The organism is Streptosporangium amethystogenes, from assembly GCF_000721075.1.
Taxonomy (GTDB): Bacteria; Actinomycetota; Actinomycetes; order Streptosporangiales; family Streptosporangiaceae; genus Streptosporangium; species Streptosporangium amethystogenes.
The window spans coordinates 21,329-45,635 of record NZ_JOEQ01000014.1; the positions used below are offsets into that span (position 1 = coordinate 21,329).

The 24,307-nt window shown below is 71.2% G+C and carries 20 protein-coding genes and 1 riboswitch; of the genes, 10 read left to right on the forward strand and 10 right to left on the reverse strand.

The genetic code is table 11. From position 1 onward, the window contains the following. Positions 1 to 260: 260 nt before the first annotated feature. Positions 261 to 482, reverse strand: coding sequence for an RNA-binding S4 domain-containing protein (locus IG98_RS0121030; protein WP_030914556.1), 222 nt, complete (start codon positions 480 to 482; stop codon positions 261 to 263). A gap of 48 nt (positions 483 to 530) precedes the next feature. Then, complete coding sequence (locus tag IG98_RS0121035) at positions 531 to 2,093, reverse strand: PucR family transcriptional regulator (RefSeq protein ID WP_030914559.1); 1,563 nt, start codon at positions 2,091 to 2,093, stop codon at positions 531 to 533. Positions 2,094 to 2,286: 193 nt separating this feature from the next. On the opposite strand from IG98_RS0121035, the gene IG98_RS0121040 reads away from it, so the two are divergent. From IG98_RS0121040 to IG98_RS0121060, 5 genes are all read left to right on the forward strand, one after another. Continuing rightward, on the forward strand, positions 2,287 to 3,171 hold the full coding sequence (locus tag IG98_RS0121040) for an oxamate carbamoyltransferase subunit AllH family protein (RefSeq protein WP_030914560.1): 885 nt from the start codon (positions 2,287 to 2,289) through the stop codon (positions 3,169 to 3,171). Continuing rightward, positions 3,168 to 4,556, forward strand: coding sequence for an AllF/FdrA family protein (locus tag IG98_RS0121045; RefSeq protein WP_030914565.1), 1,389 nt, complete (start codon positions 3,168 to 3,170; stop codon positions 4,554 to 4,556). Before IG98_RS0121040 ends, IG98_RS0121045 begins: the two co-directional genes overlap by 4 nt. 70 nt (positions 4,557 to 4,626) lie before the next feature. Then, complete coding sequence (locus IG98_RS0121050; RefSeq protein ID WP_030914569.1) at positions 4,627 to 6,033, forward strand: YlbE family protein; 1,407 nt, start codon at positions 4,627 to 4,629, stop codon at positions 6,031 to 6,033. 224 nt (positions 6,034 to 6,257) lie between these two features. Further along, positions 6,258 to 8,324, forward strand: coding sequence for a serine/threonine-protein kinase (locus IG98_RS50670; protein ID WP_030914571.1), 2,067 nt, complete (start codon positions 6,258 to 6,260; stop codon positions 8,322 to 8,324). A gap of 55 nt (positions 8,325 to 8,379) precedes the next feature. Next, complete coding sequence (locus IG98_RS0121060) at positions 8,380 to 9,780, forward strand: MFS transporter (protein WP_030914574.1); 1,401 nt, start codon at positions 8,380 to 8,382, stop codon at positions 9,778 to 9,780. A gap of 48 nt (positions 9,781 to 9,828) precedes the next feature. On the opposite strand, the gene IG98_RS0121065 is transcribed toward IG98_RS0121060, so the two are convergent. Beyond that, on the reverse strand, positions 9,829 to 11,424 hold the full coding sequence (locus IG98_RS0121065) for a bifunctional 3'-5' exonuclease/DNA polymerase (RefSeq protein ID WP_030914578.1): 1,596 nt from the start codon (positions 11,422 to 11,424) through the stop codon (positions 9,829 to 9,831). A 39-nt stretch (positions 11,425 to 11,463) separates the two neighbouring features. Then, positions 11,464 to 12,972: a metallophosphoesterase family protein gene (locus tag IG98_RS0121070; RefSeq protein ID WP_051752593.1), complete on the reverse strand. Its 1,509-nt coding sequence runs from the start codon at positions 12,970 to 12,972 to the stop codon at positions 11,464 to 11,466. Between the two features lie 293 nt (positions 12,973 to 13,265). Between IG98_RS0121070 and IG98_RS0121080 the strand changes: the two genes are divergently transcribed. Then, on the forward strand, positions 13,266 to 13,676 hold the full coding sequence (locus tag IG98_RS0121080) for an acyl-CoA thioesterase (RefSeq protein WP_030914586.1): 411 nt from the start codon (positions 13,266 to 13,268) through the stop codon (positions 13,674 to 13,676). A gap of 87 nt (positions 13,677 to 13,763) precedes the next feature. Here the strand turns inward: IG98_RS0121080 and IG98_RS0121085 are convergent, their stop codons facing one another. Continuing rightward, positions 13,764 to 15,347: an FAD-binding oxidoreductase gene (locus IG98_RS0121085; protein WP_030914589.1), complete on the reverse strand. Its 1,584-nt coding sequence runs from the start codon at positions 15,345 to 15,347 to the stop codon at positions 13,764 to 13,766. Positions 15,348 to 15,393: 46 nt separating this feature from the next. Between IG98_RS0121085 and IG98_RS0121090 the strand changes: the two genes are divergently transcribed. The 4 genes from IG98_RS0121090 to IG98_RS0121105 all read left to right on the forward strand — a co-directional run bounded on the left by IG98_RS0121090 (position 15,394) and on the right by IG98_RS0121105 (position 18,938). Then, positions 15,394 to 15,960, forward strand: coding sequence for a TetR/AcrR family transcriptional regulator (locus IG98_RS0121090; RefSeq protein WP_030914592.1), 567 nt, complete (start codon positions 15,394 to 15,396; stop codon positions 15,958 to 15,960). After that, positions 15,957 to 17,459, forward strand: a complete 1,503-nt coding sequence (locus IG98_RS0121095; RefSeq protein ID WP_030914595.1) for a glycerol-3-phosphate dehydrogenase/oxidase — start codon at positions 15,957 to 15,959, stop codon at positions 17,457 to 17,459. Before IG98_RS0121090 ends, IG98_RS0121095 begins: the two co-directional genes overlap by 4 nt. Before the next feature lie 110 nt (positions 17,460 to 17,569). Then, complete coding sequence (locus tag IG98_RS0121100; protein ID WP_245651649.1) at positions 17,570 to 18,517, forward strand: ferredoxin family protein; 948 nt, start codon at positions 17,570 to 17,572, stop codon at positions 18,515 to 18,517. A gap of 106 nt (positions 18,518 to 18,623) precedes the next feature. Beyond that, on the forward strand, positions 18,624 to 18,938 hold the full coding sequence (locus IG98_RS0121105) for a WhiB family transcriptional regulator (protein WP_012893126.1): 315 nt from the start codon (positions 18,624 to 18,626) through the stop codon (positions 18,936 to 18,938). Between the two features lie 132 nt (positions 18,939 to 19,070). Here the strand turns inward: IG98_RS0121105 and rsgA are convergent, their stop codons facing one another. The 5 genes from rsgA to IG98_RS0121135 form a co-directional block, all read right to left on the reverse strand. Then, a complete protein-coding gene (gene rsgA / locus IG98_RS0121110) occupies positions 19,071 to 20,189 on the reverse strand; it encodes a ribosome small subunit-dependent GTPase A (RefSeq protein ID WP_030914600.1) in 1,119 nt (372 codons plus the stop codon). Positions 20,190 to 20,525: 336 nt separating this feature from the next. Next, positions 20,526 to 21,782, reverse strand: a complete 1,257-nt coding sequence (gene glyA / locus IG98_RS0121120; protein WP_030914603.1) for a serine hydroxymethyltransferase — start codon at positions 21,780 to 21,782, stop codon at positions 20,526 to 20,528. A gap of 32 nt (positions 21,783 to 21,814) precedes the next feature. Next, a riboswitch (ZMP/ZTP riboswitch) is annotated at positions 21,815 to 21,898 on the reverse strand. Between the two features lie 8 nt (positions 21,899 to 21,906). Continuing rightward, positions 21,907 to 22,920 carry a YihY/virulence factor BrkB family protein gene (locus tag IG98_RS0121125; protein WP_245651650.1) on the reverse strand — a complete coding sequence of 338 codons (1,014 nt, stop codon included), beginning with the start codon at positions 22,918 to 22,920 and terminating at the stop codon, positions 21,907 to 21,909. A 77-nt stretch (positions 22,921 to 22,997) separates the two neighbouring features. Then, on the reverse strand, positions 22,998 to 23,396 hold the full coding sequence (locus IG98_RS0121130; RefSeq protein ID WP_030914611.1) for a YccF domain-containing protein: 399 nt from the start codon (positions 23,394 to 23,396) through the stop codon (positions 22,998 to 23,000). A gap of 60 nt (positions 23,397 to 23,456) precedes the next feature. Beyond that, positions 23,457 to 24,254: a TIGR03084 family metal-binding protein gene (locus IG98_RS0121135; protein ID WP_030914613.1), complete on the reverse strand. Its 798-nt coding sequence runs from the start codon at positions 24,252 to 24,254 to the stop codon at positions 23,457 to 23,459. Positions 24,255 to 24,307: the final 53 nt, after the last annotated feature.

A 24,307-nucleotide genomic window follows, 5' to 3' on the forward strand; every position in this document is an offset into this window, starting at 1 on the left:
CCTCCGGCGAGTCCCTTACTACCGTTGCGGGCACATTAGGACCGAGCCCATGCGCGGACATCGTCATGATCTGCCAAATCTGAGCGGCCGACCAGTTAATGCCTCGCGCACCACCAGCGAGAACGCCCGGTGAAGGGCGCGGGGGACGGTGAAAGATATAGGTATGTGACATAGTCGGCCGCGCGGGCGGTCCGTCGTGACCGTAAGAACGGCCGCGGGCGGACGGAGCGTCGCGGAGCCGGGCTAGGCCGGTGTCGGGATCAGGTTCCGGCGGCGACCACCCGGATCTCGAAGCCGTCGCCGGTCACCACCTGGCCGTTGCGGATCTTGCAGGTCTTGCGGAGCTCGACCTCCCCGTCCACCAGCACGTTGCCGTCGGCGATGAAGTGCTTGGCCTGGCCGCCCGTCTCGGTGACACCGCAGTACTTGAGCAGGTCACAGAGCGGGATGTAGTCGGTCTCCAGCTCGAAGGTCTCGTTCACGTCGAACAGCTTAGGTCCCGCGCGCCCCCAGGACCCGGAGCACCGGTCTCAGATCCCCCTCATCCGCAGGACGTGCAGGGCCAGGGTGAGGTTCAGCCGCAGGTGGGCGTCCTCGGTGAAACCTCCCAGCATGCGCTCCAGCTTGCCGATCCGGTAGCGGAGCGTGTTGTAGTGGAAGTGCAGCCTGCGTGCCGTCTCGGCCACGTTGAGGTTGGTCTCCAGCAGCACCTGCAGGGTGCGGCGCAGGTCGGCGTTCTCGGCGTCGTCGTCGGAGGCGAGCGAGCCGAGCGTCTCACGGACGAAGGCGTGCAGCTCGGCGGTGTCGTTGACCAGCGAGAGCAGCCGGTAGACGCCGAGCTGGTCGAAGTGCGCGACCGCGCCGTTGCCGTGGAGCTGGCGGCCCACCCGCGCGGCCTTCAGCGCCTGGCCGTACGCCTCGGGTAGCGCCTCGGCACCGACGGCGATACGGCTGGCACCGGTGGAGAAGGTGGCGGGCAGGCACTCGGCGAAGGCCGCGGCGGCGTCCTTGGCCAGGCGACCCGCGTCGACCGCCGCGTCCACGATGGTGACGACCTCATGGGAGAAGCCCGCCACCGCACCGCGCGCGTCGTGGCGGCGCATCGCACCGGTCCAGCAGGTGACCAGCCGGTCCTGGGCGGCGCGCTCGTCGCCCTCCGGGTCGAGCTCGGCCACCAGCACGGTGACCGGGCGCTGCAGGTCCCACCCGAAGGCCCTGGCCCGGGAGGAGACCCGCTCGGAGCCTCCCGCTCTGCCGGTGAGCACGTCGCGCAGGAAGTCGGCGCGGTACTTGCTCTCGACGGCGTTGACCGCCTCCTGCCGGGTCACCACCAGCGCGGCGACCGTGGCGGCACGTTCCAGAATGCCGACATCGCTGTCACCGATCGAGCCGACGGGGCCGCAGGCGACGATCCTGCCGTGGTGGTGCCCACCCGCCACCACCGGCACCGAGGTGTGGCGGGAGTCGGGGGCGCCGCGCAGCGCGGCCACGTGCTCGGCGGGCCCGGCCGAGGCCAGCACGTGGCCCGTCCCGTCCAGCACCGCCACGCCCACGTCGAGCAGCCCCGCCACCTCGGCCGTCACCTCGCGCAGCCCGCCCCCGGCGAGCACGACCTGGACCAGCGCCCGGTGCGCCTCCTCCGCCCTGGCCAGCACGACGGCCTGACGGTTGAGGATGTCGGTCAGCACCTGGTTGAGGATGTCGTCGAAACCGACGTCGTCGGGAAGCTGAATCAGCGGGAAGCCCAGCCGGTCGGCCTGCTCCACCATCTCCTCCGGCAGCTCGTCGAGGTAGCGGCCGAGCTTGATGGCCAGCGCGGCCAGGCCGCGCTCGTCGAGGTCGGCCACCAGTCTGCCGAGCGACTGGGGGGTGTTGCGCAGCGGGTAGCCGGTGGTGAGCAGCAGCTCGTGCGGCTTGACCCAGGCCAGGACGTCGGGCACCTCCATCACGTTGAGCCGCTGCACCACCCGGTCCAGGCCCCGCTCTCCCGCGATCAGCCGGGCTCCCGCGAGCGTCGAGACGCCGAGGACCTCTCCGACGGCGACTCCGTGAATGATCGTTCCGGTGCTCGCCGGCCGTACGGGAGGTTCCATGAGGCGATTGTGACCGATAGACCCGTCTGTCAGGAAGAGCCAACCTTTGGGCTGACTGTTGGCACCTTTATCCGTACGGCCTGCCTCCACGCCCGTTCTACCGTACGGCTCAATGGATGGGGGAGTCCGTGAGCGAGCGAACCGCTGGAGAGAGCACCTTCACACCCACGGGGCCTGCTACAGAGGAGCGCTCATGAGCGTTGGAACGCGCCCGAGAGCGCGGCGCGTGCACGTGCGGACACATGGGACCGGCGCGGCCAGCACAACCCTGCGCCGGGTGCTGGAGGCGCCCCGCCGCCCGGCGCGGGTGCTGGCGGCCTTCCCCGCCGGCGTCTACCTTGAGATACGCACCGAGTTGGAACCGCAGGTCATCGCGGTGGTGACCGGGCAGGCCACTCGCCTGCCCAACGCCATGGTGGTCACCGACCCGATGCCTCAGGTCGCGGTGGGTGACGAGGCGTGCGTCGGTGACGGCTCGATCGACGTCGGGCGGCTCAGCCTGCGGGCCCACCGCTGGTGGAACCCGGCCCCGCCGCTCGGCATCGTGAAGGTGGCGGAGCTGGTCCGCTCGCTGCCCGCGATGGCCGGACTGTGCGAGCGGTCTTCGAGGCGGCCGGGGCTGGAGGGCAACGGCGCCGCCGGCCTGCTGGCCCAGGGGTGCGCCGAGGGCTCGCTGCTGAAAAGCGTCGTGGCCGCCGAGCAGCTGGTCGGTCTGGGCCCCGGGCTCACCCCGAGCGGCGACGACGTGCTCGCGGGACTGCTGGTCGCGCTGCGCCACTTCGGCGGCGCGACGGGGGCCGATCGTGCCGTCTGGCTGGCCGACTGGCTGGCCGCCGCCGTCACCTTCGACGTACGGGGCAGGACCACCCCCATCTCGGCGGCGCTGTTGCACTGTGCCGCCAGGGGCGAGGCCAGCGGCGAGGTCCTGGCCGTGCTGCGGGGCCTGGCGGGGCGGCAGTCCCTGGAGCCGGCGCTGCACCGCCTGCTCCAGCTGGGCCACACCTCGGGGGCCGACCTGGCGTGGGGGCTGCGCATCGGGCTCGCGGCGGTGATCGATCTGGAAGGCAGGGGCAATTGAGCACTGATGTGGTCCGGGTGCGCACCGGGGTCTACCACGACTCCGTGAGCCTGATGCGGGTCAGCCGGACGGCGTCCGCGCTGCCCGGTGTGGAGGTCGCGGTGGTGGCGATGGCCACGGAACTCAACCTCGGGATCGCCGCCGAGCTGGGTTTCGACCTCCCCAAGGCCGGCCCCGCCGACCTGCTGATCGCGCTGCGCGGCGGCGGGGCGGACACTCTGGAGGCCGCCCTCGCGGAACTGGACGGGTTGCTGGCGGGACTCTCCGCCACGCCGGCCGGCGGCGCCGCCGTCGAGCACCCCCCGCACACGGTCCGTGCCGCGGCCCGCGAGCGCGCCGCCACACTGGCCCTGGTCTCGGTACCCGGGCCGTACGCGTTCGCCGAGGCACTGGACGCGGTCGAGGCCGGCCTGTCTGTGATGATCTTCAGTGACAACGTGCCGGTCGAGCAGGAGGTACTGCTCAAGCGACGCGCCACCGAACTCGGTGTGCTGGTCATGGGTCCGGACTGTGGCACCGCGGTGATCGGCGGGGCCGGTCTCGGATTCGCGAACGTCCTGCGGCCCGGCCCGGTCGGCCTGGTGGCCGCCTCGGGGACCGGTGCGCAGCAGGTGGCCTGTCTGCTGGACCACGCGGGAGTGGGAGTCTCCCACGTGCTGGGCGTGGGCGGCCGTGACCTGTCCGCGGACGTGGGCGGGCTGTCCACCCTGCGCGCCCTGGAGGCCCTCGACGCCGACCCCGCGACCGAGCTGATCGTCCTGATCTCCAAGCCTCCCGCACCCGAGGTCGCGCGGGCCGTCGCCGAGACCGTCGCGAAGCTCGGCACTCCGGTCGTGACCGCCCTGCTCGGCCCTGGCCAGGACGATCTGACCGTGGCGACCGAGACCGCCCTGCGCGCCCTCGGCGCCCCGGTCCCCGCCTGGCCGTCCTGGCCCGCCCCCGGCACGGCGCGGGAGCACGCGGGAGGTCTGCGCGGCATCTACTCGGGTGGGACGCTCTGCGTGGAGGCGCGGCTGATCACCGGGAGCGGGGAGTTCACCGACTTCGGCGACGACGCCTACACGGTCGGCCGGGCCCACCCGATGATCGACCCGACGCTCCGCCTGGAGGCCCTGGCCGAGGTGCCGCCGGGCGAGGTCGTCCTGCTCGACGTGGTCCTCGGCCACGGCGCCGACCCCGATCCCGCCGCGACGCTCGCGCCCGCGATCGCCGGGGCCGCCGCACGAGGTGTCACGGTGGTCGTCGCGCTGGTCGGCTCCGAGGGCGACCCGCAGGGACTGAACGCGCAGGCCGAGGCCCTGAACGCGGCGGGCGCCGCGGTGTTCACCTCCAACGCCCAAGCCGCGGGACACGCCGCCGAGGTCGTCGCCGGGATCGCTCGTTGACCGCCGTCGGACGCCGGGGATCGGCCTCCCTCCCTCCGGACGTCACCGCTCTTCGTTCAGGAGTTGACGCATGACGCTGACCATGCTTTCCGGCGAGCCGGAAGTGATCACGGTGGGGGCCGACGTGCTCGGCGAGGCGCTGGACCTCCAGGCCGTCCCCCGGACGCGGGTGGACTGGCGCCCGCCGATGCCCGGCACCGAGGCCGACCTGGCCCGGGTGCTGGCCGACCCGCGCAGGGGCCGCGCCAACGAGACGGCCGTGGGCCGCCTGGTCTCCGCCCGGCCGCAGCTCGTCGGGGTGCGGCCCGCGCACGAGGTGCTCGACCTGCCGAGGGGCACGTTCCTGCACGCGGGGCCGCCGATCGAGTGGGAACGGGCATCGGGTCCGATGCGGGGCGCGCTCATCGGGGCGATGCTGTTGGAGGGGCTGGCCACCGACGCCGCCGACGCCGAGGAACGGCTGGCCCGCGGGCAGGCACGGCTGGACTCCTGCCACCACCACCGGACCGTCGGGCCGATGGCGGGCGTGGTCACCCGGTCGATGTGGATGTTCGAGGTTCATGACGCCGAACACGGCGGTACCGCCTACTGCTCGCTCAACGAAGGGCTGGGCAAGGTGCTGCGCTACGGCGCGTACGGCCCGGAGGTGCTGAGGCGACTGCGCTGGATGGCCGAGGTGCTCGGCCCCGCGCTCCAGGCCACCCTGGAGCGGAGCGGTCCGCTGGACCTGCGGGCGCTGACCGCGCAGTCCCTGCAGATGGGCGACGAGTTGCACAACCGCAACCGCGCCGCCACCTCGCTGCTGGTCCGCGAACTGGCTCCCGAGGTGGTGGAGGCCGCCCCCGGCCACGCCGCCGAGGTGCTCCGCTTCATCAACGGCAACGACCACTTCTTCCTCAACGCGGGCATGGCCGCGTGCAAGGTCAGCGCGGACGCCGCGAGGAACATCCCCGGCTCCACGATGGTCGTCGCGATGGCACGCAACGGCACGGACTTCGGGGTCCAGGTCTCCGGGCTGGGCGACCGCTGGTTCACCGGCCCCGCGGGCGTGCCGGACGGTCTCTACCTCGGCGCGTACGGTCCGGACGACGCCAATCCCGACATCGGCGACTCCACGATCACTGAGACGGCCGGCCTGGGGGGCTTCGCGATGGCCGCGGCCCCGGCGATCGTCCGGTTCGTCGGCGGCGACGTCTCGGACGCGATGGCGGCCACCCGCTCCATGTACGAGATCACCCTGGCCGAGCATCCCGCCTACCAGATCCCGGGGCTGGACTTCCGGGGCACGCCGGTCGGCGTCGATGTCACGCTGGTCGCCAGGACGGGCCTGCTGCCCACCGTGAACACCGGTATCGCCGGCCGGGTCGCGGGGACCGGACAGGTCGGCGCGGGTCTGGTCAGCCCGCCAGCCTCGGCTTTCACCACGGCGTTGACCGCGCTGGCCGAGGCGGCCGATCATGGAAACGGATCGGTTTAGTGATCCGTCGGCTATTAGGAACGGGCGAAGCTGACAATTCACCCGCTCGCCGGTAGCATTCGGCGACGTCAGAGCGCGGACACCGGTTCAGTGATCCGAAGAACACCGATCACTGACAAATGCCGTCACGCGCTTTCTCCGTGTGCCAACTTCCGTTACCGAATGACATCCCGATATCGTGTCCAGCCTTAACAAAAAGGGCTGGTTGTGGGGAACGGGGTACGATGACCGATCGCTTGCTCGGGAGAAACCCCCAGGGGCCTGAGGGTGGCGATTTCGCCGGAGCCACACCGGAGGGCCAGGGCAGGCTGGTGGGCAGGCGCTACCGCCTGGTGTCACCGGTGGGCCGTGGCGGGATGGGCATGGTGTGGCACGCCCACGACGTCCTGCTCGACCGGGACGTCGCGGTCAAGGAGCTGATCCTCCCCTACGGGCTCGACCACGCAGGTAAGCAGGGTGCGCACCGGCGGATGCTCCGCGAGGCCCGCTCGGCGGCCCGGCTCAGCCACCCCGGCATCGTCACGGTCCATGATGTCGTCGAGGAGGACGGCCGCCCCTGGATCGTGATGGAACTGGTCCGCGCCTGGTCGCTTGAGCAGGCCGTACGGCAGAGCGGACCGCTGCCGGTGGTCCAGGCCGCCGAGATCGGCGTCCGGGTGCTCGACGCGCTCCGCCACGCCCACGCCGCCGGAATCATGCACCGCGACGTCAAACCCGGCAACGTGCTGCTGACCTCCGACAGGGTGGTGCTCACCGACTTCGGCATCGCCGCGATAGAGGGCGACGTCACGATCACCCAGACCGGCCTGCTGATGGGCTCCCCCGCCTACATCCCGCCGGAGCGGCTGTCGGGCCAGCAGGTCACTCAATCCTCCGACCTGTGGTCCTTCGGTGCCACGCTCTACGCGGCGGTCGAGGGCCGGCCCCCCTACGAGGGTCCTGACGCGGTGGCCGTGCTCGGCGCGATCCTCACCCAGGAGCCCAACCGCCCCCAGCGGGCCGGCGCCCTGATCACCGTCATCGAGGGCCTGCTCCGCAAGAACCCCGCCGACCGGATGAGCGCCGCCCAGGTGTCGGATCTACTGGACCGGGTGCTGCGCAGCCACGGCTCCAGCACCCCGAACCGCACGCCCAGCCCGTCGCCCTCGTCGATGCCGGTCCCCGGCGACTCCATGCCGATGCACCTGATGCCCCCGCTGGACGTGCCGTCGGGGCCGATGCCCTCCCGGATCATCGAGACGCCCTCCGGCCCGATCCGGGTGCCCTACGACCCCGCCACCGACTCCTCGGGCGGTCACCCGCTCCCCTACGACGCACTCGCCGGCCCGAGCGGAGGCCACCGCGCGGACCTGCTCTCCCTCCCTGGGCACTCCTCGGCTCCCAGGTCCCCGCAGACCGGCGGGCACCAGCGCGGGTACGACGCGCTGCGCATCCCGGCGACCGGAGCTGACGGCAACCCGTTCGACGCGTTGAGCAGCTTCTCCGGCGACCTCCCCGGCGTCCCGCCACGCGATGGGCGGAGCGGGGCCGCACCCTGGCCAACCCCGGGGCCCGCCCCGGCCCCGCAGGAGCAGTCCCCCACCGGCCCCGTACGGAGCTCCCGGGCCCTGACCTCACCCGGCAGGGCCGGGACACGCTCGGGCGCGCGCCGCGCCCCGGAGCGCGAGGGCGGCCGGTCGCGCGGCAGCCGCCCCGACAGCCGTCTGCTGATGCTCGGCGGGGGCGGCGTGCTGGCCATCGTGGTCGCCGGGCTCATCGTCTTCCTGCCCGGCGACGACTCCGGCACCGCGAACTCCACGGGCCCCTCGGCGGCGATATCCGCACCCGCCGACCCGGGGAGGTCCTCCGGGACCGACGAGGAGATCCCCGACGGCTTCAAGCTGGCGAGCGCCGCCGGGGTCTCCGGCGCGGTGCCCGGCGACTGGAACGTGAAGGCCGACTCCAAGGGAACCGTCACCTTCTCCGGGCCCAAGGGCGGCGGGCAGAACATCGTCGTCGTCGAGGTACCGGTCGAGGACCCGGTGACGGCACTCGGCAAGGCGAGCAAGAAGGGCCTGGACGAATACACCGAGGTAGGCGTGACGTTGGTGAACTATCGCACCTGGAAGGCCGCGGATTGGGAGTACACCTACGTCCAGCCCAACGGCGTTCCGATGCACGGGCTGACGCGCTACGTCGCCGTCAACGGCCAGACCGCCTACCAGATCACTTTCCGGGTGCAGGATCTCGACTGGGAGAAGAACTCGGAGATCCTGGGCACCTTCTTCGCCACCTTCACCTCCGCCGACTGAGCCCGCCCGCGAGACGGCTTCCCGGCCCGGTCATGAGTGATGACAGACTTCACTCATGACCGCCGACACCACGCCCCCCGACATCTCCGGTGCCCGCAGTGACGACGGTGCGCGGATCGCCACGGTGCGGCGGCGGACGCTCGCCGTCCTTTCCACCGCCCAGATCAGCGGCGGGATCGGCGTCGCCGTGGGACTCACCTTCAGTTCGGTGACCGTGAAGGAGCTCTCCGGCTCCACCACGCTCAGCGGGCTGGCCGGGACCGCGACGGTGCTGGGCGCCGCGCTGCTGGCACTGCCCACCGCCAGATCGTCCGACCGGGGTGGCCGGCGGGCCGGGCTCACCCTGGCCTACGGGTGCGCCCTGCTCGGCTGCCTGGTCTCGCTGCTCGCCGTCGCCATGGGTTCATGGCCGCTGCTGCTGGCCGGGCTGGTGCTGTTCGGCGCGGCCAGCGCGGGCAACCTGGCCTCCCGCTACGCCGCGACCGACCTGTCGGCGCCGGGGCACTCGGCCCGGCACCTGTCGCTGGTGGTGTGGGCCACCACCATCGGGGCGGTCACCGGCCCGAACCTGGCGGGGCCCGCCGAACGGTTCAGTGCCGGGCTCGGCCTGGCGGCGGGCAGCGGCCCGTTCGCCCTCGCCCTGCTGAGCTTCGCGATCACCCTCGGCGTCATCACCCTCGCCCTGCGCCCGGACCCCCTGCTTCTGGCCCGCTCCGCGTCCCCGCTCCCGGACGACACCGCCCTGGACGGCGCGGTCCCGGAGGCCGCGTCACCCGCCCCCGGGGAGCGGCCGGACCCGGGACGGCAGAGCACGACGCCGCACGGCCCTGACCCTACTCCCCACTCGCCCCTTGCCGCGGCCTCGGAAAAGGGCGTAGGCACGTTCCGCGCCGCCTGGCGGGTGCTGCGTACGACCCCCCTGGCGAGGCGCGCGCTGGCCGCGATCGCGGTCAGCCACACCGCCATGGTGTCGATCATGTCGATGACCCCGGTCCACCTCGACCACGGCGGCTCGACGTACACGGTCATCGGCATCGTGATCAGCCTGCACATCGCTGGAATGTACGTACTGTCCCCCGTGGTCGGCTGGCTGGCCGACCGGGCCGGACGGACACCGGTGCTGGTGCTGGGGATGGGCCTGCTGCTGGTCTCCGCCGTCCTCACCGGCGGGGCCGGGACGCACGACGTCACCCGGATCACCGCCGGGCTGATCCTGCTCGGCCTCGGCTGGTCCTGCGGGCTGATCGCCGGCTCGGCGATGCTCAGCGAGGCGGTGCCGCTGGCACACCGCACCCCCGTACAGGGCCTGTCGGACCTGCTGACGAACCTCTGCGGCGCGACCGGCACGGTGGCCGCCGGGGTGATCGTCGGCAGCCTGTCGTACGGCGTGCTCGGCGCGGCCGTCGGGGGCATGGTGACGATCACCGGTGCCTGGCTGGCCCTGAGCAGGCCCTGAGCAGGGGTTCCGAGCCGTTCTTCCACCGGCATGCCCGCCGGGCGGACCTCACTTGGCGTCGGCGTAGCACCGCACCGGGACCGCCTGCATCGGGAAACGGACGGGAGTCGATCCGAACAGCAGCCGGCTCGCCTCCTCCGCCGCCCTGCCGACCGCCGCGACGACCTCGTCGGCCTGCTCGGCCGGGCAGTGCACCATCACCTCATCGTGCTGGAAGAACACCAGCCTGGCCGGGTCGGGCAGCAGACCGCGCAGCACCGCCATCAGTGCGAGCGCCCACTCGGCCGCGGTCGCCTGGACCACGAAGTTCCTGGTGAACCGGCCGCGGTCGCGGGCCGCACGGCCTCCCTCGGGCCCCGAGACCAGCTTTCGCCAGCCGGCCGAGGGCGGCGGCGAGGTGCGGCCCAGCCAGGAACGGACCACCTTGCCCTCCTCTCCCGCGCGGGCGGCGTCCTCCACGAACTGGTGGGCGCGGGGAAAGCGCTGCCGCATCACGGCCAGCAACTTGGGCGCGTCTCCGCTGGTGCCCCCGTACATCGCCGACAGCATGGCGATCTTGGCGTTGTCGCGCTCGCCGCCGAACGCCTGTGCCAGCGCCTGGTAGAGGTCGATCTGCCCGGCCGCCCTGGCCAGGCCGCCGTCCCCGGCCATCGCGGCCAGCACCCGCGGCTCCAGCTGGGCCGCGTCGGCGACGACCAGTGTCCAGCCGTCGTCGGCCACGATGACCTTGCGCATCAGCTTGTGGATCTGCAGGGCGCCCCCGCCGTTGGTCGCCCAACGGCCCGTCACCACGCCGCCCACCACGTACTCCGGCCGGAAGCGGTGGTCTCGGACCCACTGGTCGGCCCAGGCCCAGCCGTGGAAGCTGTAGAACCTGGCCATCTCCTTGTAGGCGAGCAGGGGCGCGACACCGGGGTGGTCGACCTGCCTGATGTCGTGGGCCCTGGTAGAGGAGACGGGCACGCCCGCCGCCTTGAACGCCCTGACGATCTGCTGCGGGGAGTCGGGGTTGAACGGGGTGCCGAAGGCCGCCGCCACCTGGTCGGCCAGGGCCTGGAGCTTGGCGGGCCGCATGCCGTGCACCGGGCGCGGGCCGAGCAGGTCCGTCAGCAGCTCGTCGTGCACGTCCTCGCGCCAGGGCATGCCCTCGGCGGCCATCTCCGCGGCGATCAGCGCCCCGGCCGACTCCGCGGCGACCAGCAGCCGGAACCGCCGCGGGTCCGCGGTGGCCTCGACGCGGCGCAGCTGGTCGGCGTGGACCTCGGCGACCAGGTCCGCGTCGGGCACCGGCGCCTCCTCCTCGAAAAGGGTGGCCTGCCGCGCCTGGGGCCCCTGATGGTCGTCCGGCACGGGGAGCCCGTGCAGCCTGGCGTGGGCGGCCCTGGCCGAGCGGGGCTCGCCGAACCGCTCCTCGTGGGCCAGGAGCAGGCTCTCGGTCAGCGCCAGGTCGTGGCAGCGTGCCAGCCGCACGCCGGCGGCGAGCAACGCGGGGTAGACCTCCCGCGTGTCGGCCCAGACCCAGCGTGGCCGCCGGGCCTCCAGCTCGCGGACCGCCGAGACCAGATCGGCGACGGCCACGGCGGACTCGCCGTCCACACGCAGCACGCCCCCACCGCCGGGGGCGGCCGCGACTGACACGTTCATACGCCAACAGTGCCACGCCGATACGACATTCCGGCCGGGTCAGAGGAGCGGTATGACGATCTCGTCCTCAAGCGGGGGCTCGATCTCCTGCGGCAGGCAGCCGGTGGCGGCGAAGCAGCGGATCCGTAGGGCCTCGGGCGTCACCGAGACGTGCAGGAAGCTCTTGAAGAACGGCGGGGTGTCCCAGTCCGACAGCTCCGACAGGTAGCGGTGGAACACCCTGCCCACCGGAAGCCGGAACGGCATCGGCCAGCCGCCGAGGATCCGGGCCACCCATCTCATCCGCCGGGTGATCGGCACGGCCGGGACGTCCCGTACCGGGGTGTTGCCGATCTGCCGGGACATCAGCGTCGCGCTCTCGTCCGGGGTGAGGTAGAGCCACCGCATGCGCAGCCGGTCGCTGTAGAGCCTGCTGTAGAAGGACAACGAGTCACCGCGGAGCGGGTAGCACCGGTAGTCGTCCTCGTGCAGGCCGCCGACGGTGACCCTGGGGATGGTGTGGGTGGCGTGCATGAAGGCCCCCGAGCCGCCCGCCACGATGTACTGGATGGTCCGCTCCCCGACCTTGATCGGGAAGCGCTGGTAGTTGTGCACGTCGCCGCCTATCGCCGCGACGTAGTTGTGCGCGGGGGCGGTGACGATGTCGTCGATGGTGCCGCCCCCGGCCAGCTTCGACGGTTTGTAGTCGTTGCGGGTGTAGATGGGCTTTCCGGTGATCAGCACCTTGGGCCGGGGGTCGAGGGAGACCTCGCGCAGCCAGCCGGCCTGCTCGGCGTCGATGTCGCCGCGTATCCCGGTGTCCACACCGACGATGAGCAGCCCGGGGGTCTCCATCACCCAGTAGGGGGCCGGCTGCACGGCCTGTTGCTCGGGTCCTGGCCGCCGCTCGCGCGCCCTGGCCAGCCGGGCCTCGTCGATCTTCTCGGGCCTGCGCCAGAGCAGGCCGCGCAGCCCGGAGGGCGAAAGCTTGAACCCCTCGTTCTCCGCCTCCAGCGACGGGGCGTCACAGAAGACGCGCATGAAGCCGCCGAGCCCGTCGTACCAGTCGTGGTTGCCGGGGATCGCGTAGATCGGCGCCCGGTAGTCCTGGTAGGGGCGGAAGAACTTGTCCTCGTACTCGTTCCCCGAGCCTGTGGGGTAGATCACGTCACTGGCGACGACCGCGAAGGCGGTGTCCGCGCCGATCCTGAGCATGCCCGGCACCACGGCGTACTGCGAGGAGTCGCCCTCCCCGGTGTCACCGAGGACCAGGAAGGAGAACTCGGGGCCGACGTCCATCGGGATACGGAAGGAGGGGTCGGCGCCCCGGGCCCGCTGGGACGCCACCCAGCGCGCCCGTACCTGCCCCGACGGATCTCCGAACAGGGCCGCGAGGACCTCGTTCCTGGAGCGCCAGACCGTACGCACGTCGAGCCAGGAGAAGGGCTTCTCGCTGGGCAGCAGGTCCTCGAAGCTCCCTCTGCGCGTGCAGGACCAGCCCGCACCCTCCTTGGACACCCGGGAGGAGACCTCACGCCCGCGCTGCGCCGCCCGTCCGACATCGACCATGACCATATCTTGGCAATGATCTTAAAGAGTCGCACCCGGATCGTCGGCAATAAAGGGGGCGATTCACATCAGAAGCGGCTGAACCGGAAATCGTCGAAGTGGACGAGGATGGCCCGGCCGCGTTCCGGCCCCCTGGCCAGCAGGCCCACGGCTCCCGGCTCCAGCGGCGAGCCGATACTCCCCTCCCGCTCGCCCCTTTCCGCCGGAACCCGCCATGGACGCGCCGGGACTCCATGGGGAGCCCGCCAGGAGGGCGGATCATCCCACGCCGACCTCTGGAATATAGTTCCACCGTGTACGCCTACTGGGAGACCGTTCCGACCAGGTGGAAGGACAACGACGTCTACGGCCACGTCAACAACGCCGTCCACTACTCGATGATGGACACCGTGATCAACACCTGGCTGGTCAGGAGCGCGGGCCTGGACATCCACGGCGGCGACGCCATCGGCCTGTGTGTCGAGTCGCACTGCGTCTACAAGGCGTCGGTCTCCTTCCCCGAACCCATCCGGGTCGGGCTGCGGATCGGGCACCTGGGCCGTTCCAGCGTCCGCTACGAACTCGGGCTGTTCCGCGAGGACGGCGAGACGGTCGTGGCCGAGGGCCACTTCGTCCACGTGTTCGTCGACCGGGAGACCCGGCGGCCCGCCGGGATCCCCGGGCCGCTCCGCGAGGCCATGGAGAAGCTGACGGTCGCCGGTTGACCTCGTTCCCGCCCTCCGCCAGAAGGCGGAAGGCGGAAGGCGACCTCCGGGAGACCCGCCGGAAAGGCGGGCCGCGAAGGACGGGCCTCAGGAGACGGGCTTCTCCGGAGCGATCAGGACGCCCGGGTTGAGGATGCCCTCGGGGTCGAGCCGATCCTTGATCCCGCGCAGGATCTCCACGCCCAGATCGCCGACCTCGACCGCGTGGGCCTCCCGGTGATCGCGGCCGACGCCGTGGTGGTGCGAGATGGTGCCTCCGGCCGTGACGATCGCCTCGTTGACCGACCGCTTGGCCGCCTCCCACTGCCCGACGGGGTCGTCGGCCTGCGCCGTGACGACCGTGAAGTAGAGGGAGGCGCCGGTGCCGTACACGTGGGAGATGTGGCACATCACCAACGGTGAGCCGAGCGAGGCGTGCAGCGAGAGCCGCACGGCCTCGTACAGGCGAGGAAGGTTGGACCAGAATCCGGCGGTCTCCAGCGTCTCGACGGTCGCCCCCGCGGCGAGCAGTGAGTCGCGCAGGTAGGGCGCGGAGTAGCGGCCGTGGGCCCACGACTCGCCGGGGCCGGGGCCGAGGTAGACGCCACCGAGCCCGGACGCCACGGCGGCGACCCGTTCCCTCAGGCCGGGCACCTCCGAAAAACCCTCGTACCCGGCGATGGCCAGGCAGCCCGCGCCTGCGGACAGGGCACCGATCTCGCTCGGCCTGGCCAGCCCGATCATCGTCTCGGTCTCGTCGGACAGGCGCAGCACCGTGGGCACGGCGCCCTCCTGGGCCAGGCGCCGCAGCGCGGCCGAGCCCGCCGCGAACGACTCGAACCGCCATCCCTCGTAGACGCGCTCGGCGGGCGCCGGCCGGACGCGGAGTCTCAGGGAGGTGATCACGCCGAAGGCCCCCTCCGACCCGAGGATCACCTGGCGCAGGTCGGGCCCGGCGGCCGAGGCGGGCGCCCGGCCCAGGTCGAGGGTGCCCCGCGGGGTCGCCACGGTCATGCCGACGACCATGTCGTCGAAGCGGCCGTAGCCGGCCGAGGCCTGACCGCTGGAGCGGGCGGCGGCGAAACCACCCAGCGTGGCGTACTCGAACGACTGCGGGAAGTGTCCTAGGGTGAGCCCGTGCCCAGCCAGAAGCTGCTCGGCCTGCGGGGCGCGCAGCCCCGGTTCCATCTCGGCGACCATCGACTCGCGGTCGACGGCGACCAGCCGGTTCAGCCGGACCAGATCCAGCGCGACGACGCCGGCGAAGCCCTGCCTGATCACGACCAGGCCGCCGACCACGGAGGTGCCGCCGCCGAACGGGACCACCGCGACCCGGTGCGCGGCACAGGTCGCCAGCACCGCCAGCACCTCATCGTGGGAGCCGGGCAGCACCACGGCGTCGGGCGCGTCGGAGCCGTCTCCAGCGCGCATGCGCAGCAGATCGGGGGTGGACTTGCCGCGGGTGTGCCGGATGCGGGCGTCGTCGTCGAAGCGCACGTGGTCCGCGCCGACGACACCGCGCAACTCGGTGAGAACCAGCGGGGACAGGGCCACGGCGGGCAGGCGCACCTCGCCGAAGTCGGCGGCCCTGTCCCGCGGCGGACGCACACCCAGCATCTCGTGGAGCAGCTTGCGAATCGGTTCCGGCAGGTCGGCGGCCTTGGCGGGATCTCCCCAGCCGGACCAGAGCATGGGTTCCGCGGCACTTGTCGGTTTTTCCACCCCTACACTGTGACACATGACGTCTATCCGTCACAACGCGGCCGCGGAGAGCGGCGACCAGATCCTCGACGCCGCCCGCGATGTGGTCCTCGCGGTGGGGGTGCGGCGAGCCACGCTCACCGACGTGGCCCGCCGGGCCGGGGTGTCGCGCATGACGATCTACCGTCACTGGCCCGACATGCGCAGTCTCGTCGCCGACCTGATGACCCGCGAGTGGGTGCGCGTCGCCGGCCGGTTCGCCACCGAGGACCCGGTCACCGCGGCGGTGGCGGTGGTGCGGGCGCTGCGCGACCACCCGCTCTGGCGGAAGATCGTCGAGGTCGACCCCGAGCTGCTCCTGCCCTACCTGCTGGATCGCCGGGGCTCAAGCCATGAGGCCATGCTGGACCTCGTCGAGTCGGCGATCATCACAGGACAGGGCCTCGGCACCGTGCGCCCCGGTGACACGGTGAAGCTGGCCAGGGGCGTGCTGCTGACGGCCCAGTCGTTCCTGCTCTCCGGCCCCACCATGCTGAACCCGCTCACCAGGGACGATCTGGACACCGAGCTCGCCACGCTCCTGGAAAGGTACCTAAGACGGTGAAATCCTCTCTCAACGCCGCCCGCCGCGCCCGCGAGCTCGCCGAGGTCCGCGACCTCGTGGTGGACGTGCTGGTGGTGGGGCTGGGCGCGACCGGTGCCGGGGCGGCGCTCGACGCGGCCTCCCGAGGTCTCTCCGTGGCCGCGATCGACGCCCACGACCTGGCGTTCGGTACCTCCAGGTGGAGTTCCAAGATGATCCATGGCGGGCTCCGCTATCTGGCCAGGGGGCAGGTCGGGGTGGCGTACGAGAGCGCGGTGGAACGTGGCCACCTGCTCGGCCGTACCGCGCCGCACCTGGTCAGGGCGCAGCCCTACCTGCTGCCGCTGGTCCCCGCGGTCTCCCGCCGCCAGGCGGCGCTGGTGATGACCGGGTACCGGCTCGGCGAGGGGCTGCGGATCGCGGCGCGCACGCCCCGCCACCTCCTTCCCGGCCCCTTTCGCGTCTCCGCCGAGCAGGCGCTCGCCCTCGCCTCTCCGCTGGGTTCGCGCGGGCTGCGCGGCGCCCTGCTGTCGTGGGACGGGCGGCTGACCGACGACGCCCGCCTGGTGGTCTCCGTGGCCAGGACCGCCGCCCGCTGGGGGGCGAGGGTGCTGACGCGCTGCCGGGCGCTGGAGGTGTCCGGCGAGGGCGCGCTGGTCCGTGACGAGCTCGGCGGGGACACCTTCACGATCCGGGCCAGAACGGTGGTCAACGCCACCGGGGTCTGGGCCGCCGGGCTCCACCCGGACATCCGGATGCGCCCCTCGCGCGGCACCCATCTGGTGCTGCGACCCGAGACGCTGCCGGGTCTGGCCGCGGGGCTGCACATCCCGATCCCCGGCGAGAGCAACCGGTTCGCACTGGTGCTCCCCCAGTCCGACGGACGGATCTACGTCGGCCTCACCGACGAGCCGGTGGACGGTCCCGTCCCGGATGTCCCGCAGGCACCGGAGGAGGACGTGACCTTCCTGCTCGCCGTCCTGAACTCCGTGCTTGAGGAGCCGGTACGGCGTGCGGACGTCGCGGGCACCTACGCGGGGCTGCGGCCGTTGCTCGCCGCCGACGGCCACACCGCCGACCTGTCCAGGAAGCACGCGCTACTGGCCACGCCGGACGGGATGGTGACGGTGGTGGGCGGCAAGCTGACCACGTACCGGCGGATGGCCGAGGACGCGGTCGACCGGGCCGTGTCGCTCGGCGGGCTCAAGGCGGGTCGGAGCCGCACCGCGAACCTGCCCCTCGTCGGGGCCGTCCGGCCGGACGGCAGCGGCAAGGGGGCGGACCGGCTCGCGGAGCGGTACGGGAGCGAGGCGGGCGCCGTGCGGGCGCTGATGGCCCGCGAGCCCTGGCTGGCCGAGGCCGGCCCGACCGGGGTCACGGGGGCCGAGCTCGTCTGGGCGGTGAGGCACGAGGGGGCCCTGGACGTGGACGACCTTCTCGACCGGCGGACCAGGATCGGCCTCGTCCCCTCCGATCGCGAGGCCGCCCTCCCGCTGGCGCGCGCGGCACTGGCCCACTGACACCGCCGACACCGCCGGCGCGCTTTTACCCGCCTATGATCCTTTTCCCCCTGCGCCCTCCTGATCCGACCGTTAGGTTAGTCTTGCCTAACTCGGAGCGAGGAGAGAGTGTGATCACGAGCGGCGGCGCGAGCATGGCGGACATGGCGGGCAGGGGATGCGAGCACCCCCGGGGCTGCCATACCGGCGAACTGCCCGTCCATGCCAGCGCGACCGTCGGAGCCCGCTTCTGGTTGCTGATCGAGCACTCCGGCCCCTGGGCCTCCCACCTTGAGGACTGCAAACTTCCCGAGGGCGTTCACACTCTTATCAAACGGGCCTCGCGGCTCGGCATCCGGCCCCAGCTGATTCGCCGCCCGGGTCGCAGAAACCCCGTGGAAACCGGCATTCACGTCATGGTCGCCGACTCCACCGCCGCCAAGCCGTGGATCGCCGAAGGCATCTTCGCAGGTCCGGACGATCTTGACCTTGACAGCGTGGTGGCCGGAGTGGTCCCGGAGTCCTGCATACTTGTGAGTGAGCCGGTTTTTCTGGTCTGCACGCATGCCAAGCGCAACGCGTGCTGCGCCCGCATTGGACTACCCCTAGCTCGGTCCTTGGCAAAATCATTGCCGGACACAGTATGGGAAACATCACATGTTGGCGGCGATCGATACGCCGCCAACCTCGTGTGCTTGCCACACGGGCTTTACTACGGCAGCATGTCTCAGGCTGCTGCGATCGCGGCAGCCGACGCGTACCGGTCCGGCGAGATCATTCTTGACCGTTTCCGGGGACGCGCAGGCATCCCTGAGCCACTGCAGGCCGCTGAGCATTTCATCCGCATTCATACGGGTGAACTCTCGGTTGGCGGAGTGGCCGTGGAATCCTCCAGGTCGGACGGCGCCATCACCGAGGCATTTGTGCGCGGTAGTGGCGCTCGTTTTCGGGTAGTGGTTGAACCCATGACGCTGACAACGCCATGTGGTACGGCTTGCGCCGATACGATCACTACCTACCGGCTGGTAGCGCTGGACAGGCTGACCCCTGTGCTGTACGCCACGTCCGCGCTGACCTGACTTGAGGGAACATCACGGCCAATCCAGGCGTTGGATCCAGGGACGCCACAAGCGTCCAAATGCGGCATCAACCAGAAATACCTCTCAACTATAAGGTGGTTTTCTCATGTCTCAGGTACGTCGGCAGACCGCCCGGCCTCGGCCCAGCTGGGGATGGCAGGATGACGCCGCGTGCCGGGGCGAGGACCTCGTGCTCTTCTTCGGTCCCGACGGTGAGCGTCAGCCCGAGCGTGACATCCGTGAACGTAAGGCCAAGGCGATCTGCGCCCAGTGCCCTGTTCGCGCCGAGTGCCTGGACTACGCGCTGTCCCGTCCGGAGAAGTACGGCACCTGGGGCGGTCTGAACGAGGACGAGCGCGCCTCCGAGCGCCGCCGTCGCATGCGCCGCGCCGCCAGCGCCGGCATCAGCGCCGTCGCCTGAGCAGTACCTCCACCCGGCTTCCCCTCACGTGTGATCTCGCGCACCCCTTGCGAGATCACACGTTGTCGTGTCGGGCCCCGCACGTGCGGCGTCTGGAGCACAGACCACCGCACGGCGGGCATTTCCCGTGTTTCACGGCCTGTTGCGGCCCGGCTTCCGCATCTCCCTGTGGATGATCTTCCACTTGTTCTGCAGTTCCTTGCGGAGCCGCGCGTCACTTCTGGAGGCCATCCAGGCGGCCTCCCTCTGGAGCTTGTTCCAGCTCTCCAGCCGCCGCTCGGGAAGCGTGCCGTCCTCGATCGCGGCGAGCACCGCGCAGCCCGGCTCGCTGTCGTGGCCGCAGTCGCCGAACCTGCAGCGCCCGGCGAGTTCCTCCAGGTCGGAGAAGACCATGTCCACGCCCTCGCCCATGTCGTACAGGCCGATGCGGCGGATACCCGGCGTGTCGATGATCAGTCCGCCTTTCGCCAGCGGAATGAGCTCGCGGTGCACGGTGGTGTGACGCCCCCGGCCGTCGCCGGCCCTGACGTGCTGGGTCTCCATGACGTCCGCCCCGGCCAGGGCGTTGACGAGCGTGGACTTGCCCGCACCGGAGGCCCCCAGCACCACCGCGGTGCGCGTGCCCTCAAGGTATTCACGGACGATGTCGACCCCCTCCCCGGTGACCGAGCAGACCGGGCGCACGTCCACCCCCGGTGCCGCCGCGGCCACCTCTCTCAGCAGGAAGTCGAGCCCCTCGCCGATCAGGTCGGACTTGGTGACGAGCACCACCGGACGGCCACCGCTCTCCCAGGCGAGCGCGAGCAGCCGCTCGATCCTGCCCAGATCCGCGGTGTCGGTGGCATGCAGCGCGGGTTCGGCGACGAAGACGACATCGACGTTGGCGGCGAGCACCTGCCCCTGGGAGTCACCTGAGAGCCCGCTCCTGGAGACCCTGCCGACACCGCCGCGCACGAACGCGGTGCGCCTGGGCAGGAGCGCCTCCAGCTCGAAGCGGCCCTCGGCCAGCCGGCGGAGCCCGACCCAGTCACCGACGCAGGGCAGTGCCACGGGATCGGCGGCGGCTTCGCGCCGCACCCGGGCACCGTAGTCGGCCCGGAGATGGCCGGAGGCGGACAGCACCTCGGCGGCACCGCGATCGACGCGGGACACCCGGGCGGGAGTCAGACCGGTGGGGAGTTCGGCGGCGAAGAAGTCGTTCCAGCCGAGCGCGATGAGAGCGGCCGATGAAGAGACGATTGACGAAGACAACGTGGGTACACCCTTTTGGAAGGTCGGGTGCCCCGTCGCGAATCGGCTAGGCGGGCACCCGGAGGTTGATGGATGGCATGATCATCAGAACAACCCGCATGATCTCCACCTCCTCGTGGCTCACGGCCGCCCGTCTCTCGGACGACGTCTTCCGGAGAACCATAGCGCAGCCCCTCCCGCCCGGCGCAAACCCATTTTGGCCGTGGCCCGGAGAACGCGTCAGGGCCCCGGGACACATGGTGTCCCGGGGCCCTGACGGATCCGGCCCTTGAAGATCTGTTCAGCCCCGCCGGCATCGTCCCGAGCGTGCCCGGCGCGCCGCCGGCGAGGGCTCGGTCACAGGCCGGGTGCCGGGAAGTGGGAGGTGAGCTCCCTGACCTCGCCGTGGACTCGGGTGATGACGTGCTTGGCCTCGTCCTCGTCCTTGGCCAGGGCGGTGACGACCTGGTCGATCCAGGCGCCGATCTGCCGCATCTCGGCGACGCCCATGCCACGGCTGGTCACGCCCGCGGTGCCGATGCGGATGCCCGACGGGTCGAACGGCTTGCGCGTGTCGAACGGCACGGTGTTGTAGTTGGTCTCCAGACCCGCCTTGTCCAGGGCCTGGGCGGCGGGCTTGCCGCCGATACCCTTGGGGGTCAGGTCGAACAGGATGAGGTGGTTGTCGGTACCACCGGAGACCAGGTCGAAGCCGCGGCCGCTGAGCTCCTCGGCCAGCGCCTTGGCGTTCAGGACGACCTGGCGGGCGTAGTCCTTGAAGTCGTCGGTCGCCGCTTCCTTCAGCGCCACCGCGATGGCCGCGGTGGTGTGGTTGTGCGGACCACCTTGCAGACCGGGGAAGACCGCCTTGTTGAGGGCGGTGGCGTGCTCGTCGGAGGTGGCCATGAGCATGGCGCCCCTGGGCCCGCGCAGGGTCTTGTGGGTGGTGGTGGAGATGACGTCCGCGTAACCGACCGGGGACGGGTGGGCGCCGCCGGCCACCAGGCCCGCGATGTGCGCGATGTCCGCGGCGAGCACGGCCCCGACCTCGCGGGCGATCTCGGCGAAGGCCGGGAAGTCGATGGTGCGCGGGATCGCGGTACCACCACAGAAGATCACCTTGGGTCGCTCACGGAGGGCGATCTCGCGCACCTCGTCCATGTCGACGCGGCCGGTGTCCTTGCGAACCCCGTAGCGGACCGGGTTGAACCACTTGCCGGTGGCCGAGACCGACCAGCCGTGGGTCAGGTGGCCGCCGAAGGGCAGGCCCATGCCCATCACGGTCTCGCCCGGCTTCAGGAAGGCCAGGTAGATCGCGAGGTTGGCGGGCGAGCCCGAATAGGGCTGGACGTTGGCGTGGTTCACCCCGAACAGGGACTTGGCCCTGTCGACGGCGATGGTCTCGATCTGGTCGATGACCTGCTGACCCTCGTAGTAGCGCTTGCCGGGATAGCCCTCGGAGTACTTGTTGGTGAGGACGGTGCCGGTGGCCTCAAGGACGGCCTTGGAGACGTAGTTCTCCGAAGCGATCAGTTTGACGGTGTCGGCCTGTCGCCGCTCCTCGGCCCTGATGAGCTCGGCGATCTGCGGATCCACGCTGGAAAGAGCACTCATGCGCCTTCACTCCCCTGTCATCGTCGACATCGCGTGAAGACCCAGGCGCTCGGCCTTCTCGCCCTTCAGCTCCCTGGTGGTCTTTCCCACCCTATGCGCCAGTCGCCGCATAGACGATAGCGGACTAAGCCATGCGGCTGGCGCGACCTGCGCCGTCGACCGGCCAGAGCCGGTCGACCTCGGCGTTGAGGGTGGCCCCGATGAGCACGGCCAGCGCGGTGATGTAGAGCCAGAGCAGTACGGCGATGGGCGCGGCGAGCGAGCCGTAGATGGAGACCGGGGAGAACCAGGCGGCGAGCACCGCGCGCAGCACGGCGGCGCAGACGATCCAGATGACGAGCGCGAGCACCGCTCCGGGCAGTTCGCGCCACCAGCGCGTGCGTACGGGCACACTTACGTGGTAGAGCAGGGTAAGGAAGATCACCGAGCCGATGACGACCACCGGCCAGTAGAGGACGTCGACCAGCGGGGCGTAGTCGGTCGGCAGGGCGCCGCGCAGCGCGACGGGTCCGAGAACGAGCACGGGCATCACCACCAGCCCGATCAGCAGGCCCGCGAGGTAGAACCCGAAGGACATCAGGCGGGTGCGGATGATGCCCCGCTCCTCGCCGAGGCCGTAGGCGACCGAGATCAGGTCGACGTAGACGAACAGCGCCCGCGAGCCCGACCAGAGCGCGAGCAGAAAGCCCAGGGAGATCAGCGAGACCTGGTTCTCGGGCTTCAGCACGTCCTCGATGAGCGGGGTGACGACGGTGTCGACGGCGTTGTCCGTGAAGAGCAGGTGGGCCTGCTGGTCGATCCAGTCGCTGACGTTCTTGACGGTCTCGGGGCCGAACACCCGGGTCAGCTGGCCGAGCACGCCGATCAGGCCGAGCATGAACGGCGGCAGCGACAGCAGCGCGAAGAAGGCCGCCTCCCCCGCCAGGCCGGTGACCCGGTAGGTGACGCCCGCGTTCGTGGTGGCTGTGGCCAGCGCCCACAGGTCGGTTCCACGAATCCAGGCGAGCACCGCCAGCAGCCGGGTCCAGAGATCCGTACCGCGAATCCACCCGAGGCCCGCGCGCAGCCATGTCCCGGGCCCGCGCGAAGGGCGCCGCTTGGGCCCGGGGCGCTGGGCCGGGGCATCAGTGGACGTCATGCCACACAACGGTATTCCTAGCCGTGCTTGATCACGAGTTCGGCGGGCAACGATCGAATCTCACCCGCCTGCCCGGTCTACCTGTGGTAAGGCGCCTGGGCGTCATCGTTGTCGACGATACGGGCGCCCAGCGGCAGCAGGGAGACGGGAATCAGCTTGAGGTTGGCGAGGCCCAGCGGGATTCCGATGATCGACAGGAAGAGCGGGATCGAGGTCAGCAGGTGCCCGATCGCCAGCCAGATCCCAGCCACGACGAACCAGATCACATTGCCGATGGTGGACATCACCCCCGCTTCGGGGTCGCGCACCACGGTCCGGCCGAAGGGCCACAGCGCGTAGGCGGCGATCCGGAACGACGCGATACCGAACGGGATCGTGATGATCAGCACACAGCAGACGATGCCCGCGAGGACATAGCCGATCGCCAGCCAGATTCCCGCGAAGACCAACCAGATGACGTTCAACAAAGTCCGCATATTTACGAGCATGTCAGGTGAAACAGTCTCACTTCTATCCGATACTGCCCTGAGAAATCCCTATATCTTCCCCTGACCGAGGGGGGCTCTTCCCTTGCCCGGGGGGCCGGCGAAGGCCTGTGCGACCGCCGTCCAGGCCCTCGCGGTCTCGCCGCGTACCAGCAGGGACGTGTCGGCGAGGTGGCGGCGCTGAACCACCAGGAGGCAGAAGTCGAGCATGGTGCCGCGGACCAGGTCGGGGACGCCCGGGGGCCCGGCCGCCCACGGCGATCCGTCGGGCATGGTCAGCTCCACCCGCACCGGCTGTGCCGGCGGCCTCAGACCGCGCACCGCGAAGCCGTACGACATGGCACGTACCCCGAGCGTCGCCACGTGCCTGAGCCTGACGGTCGGCGCGCGCGTGACGCCGAGCGCGTCCGCCACGTCCTGCCCGTGAGCCCAGGTCTCCATCAGGCGTGCGGTGACGAAGGAGGCGACCGACATGTCGGGCCCGTACCAGGGCAACCTGGCACCGGCGTCCAGCCGGGCGAAGGCCTCCAGACCGCGGGCCCTGGCCTCGCGGAACCAGTCGTGTATCTGGCCGACGGCCAGGCTGCGCGAGGCGACCGCGAGCTCGTCCACCGCGGAGTCGCCACGGGCCAGGAGGGCGGGCAGGGCGGCGCGGAACCCGTCGGGGTCGGTGGCGGAGACGGTGGCGGCGTCGTCGAACCAGGCGAGATGGCTGATCTGGTCGCGCACCATCCAGCCCTCGGCCGGGGTGGCCAGCTCCCACTCCTGCGCGCCGAGCCTTCCGATCACCGCGTCGAGTTCGGCCGTCTCGGCGCGCAGATCCGCCAGCAGTTCGTCCACCAGGCCCATGGCGCCTCCCTGTTCCGACCAAGGCCAGGGTAACCGAGCGATGTTCTAGAAGG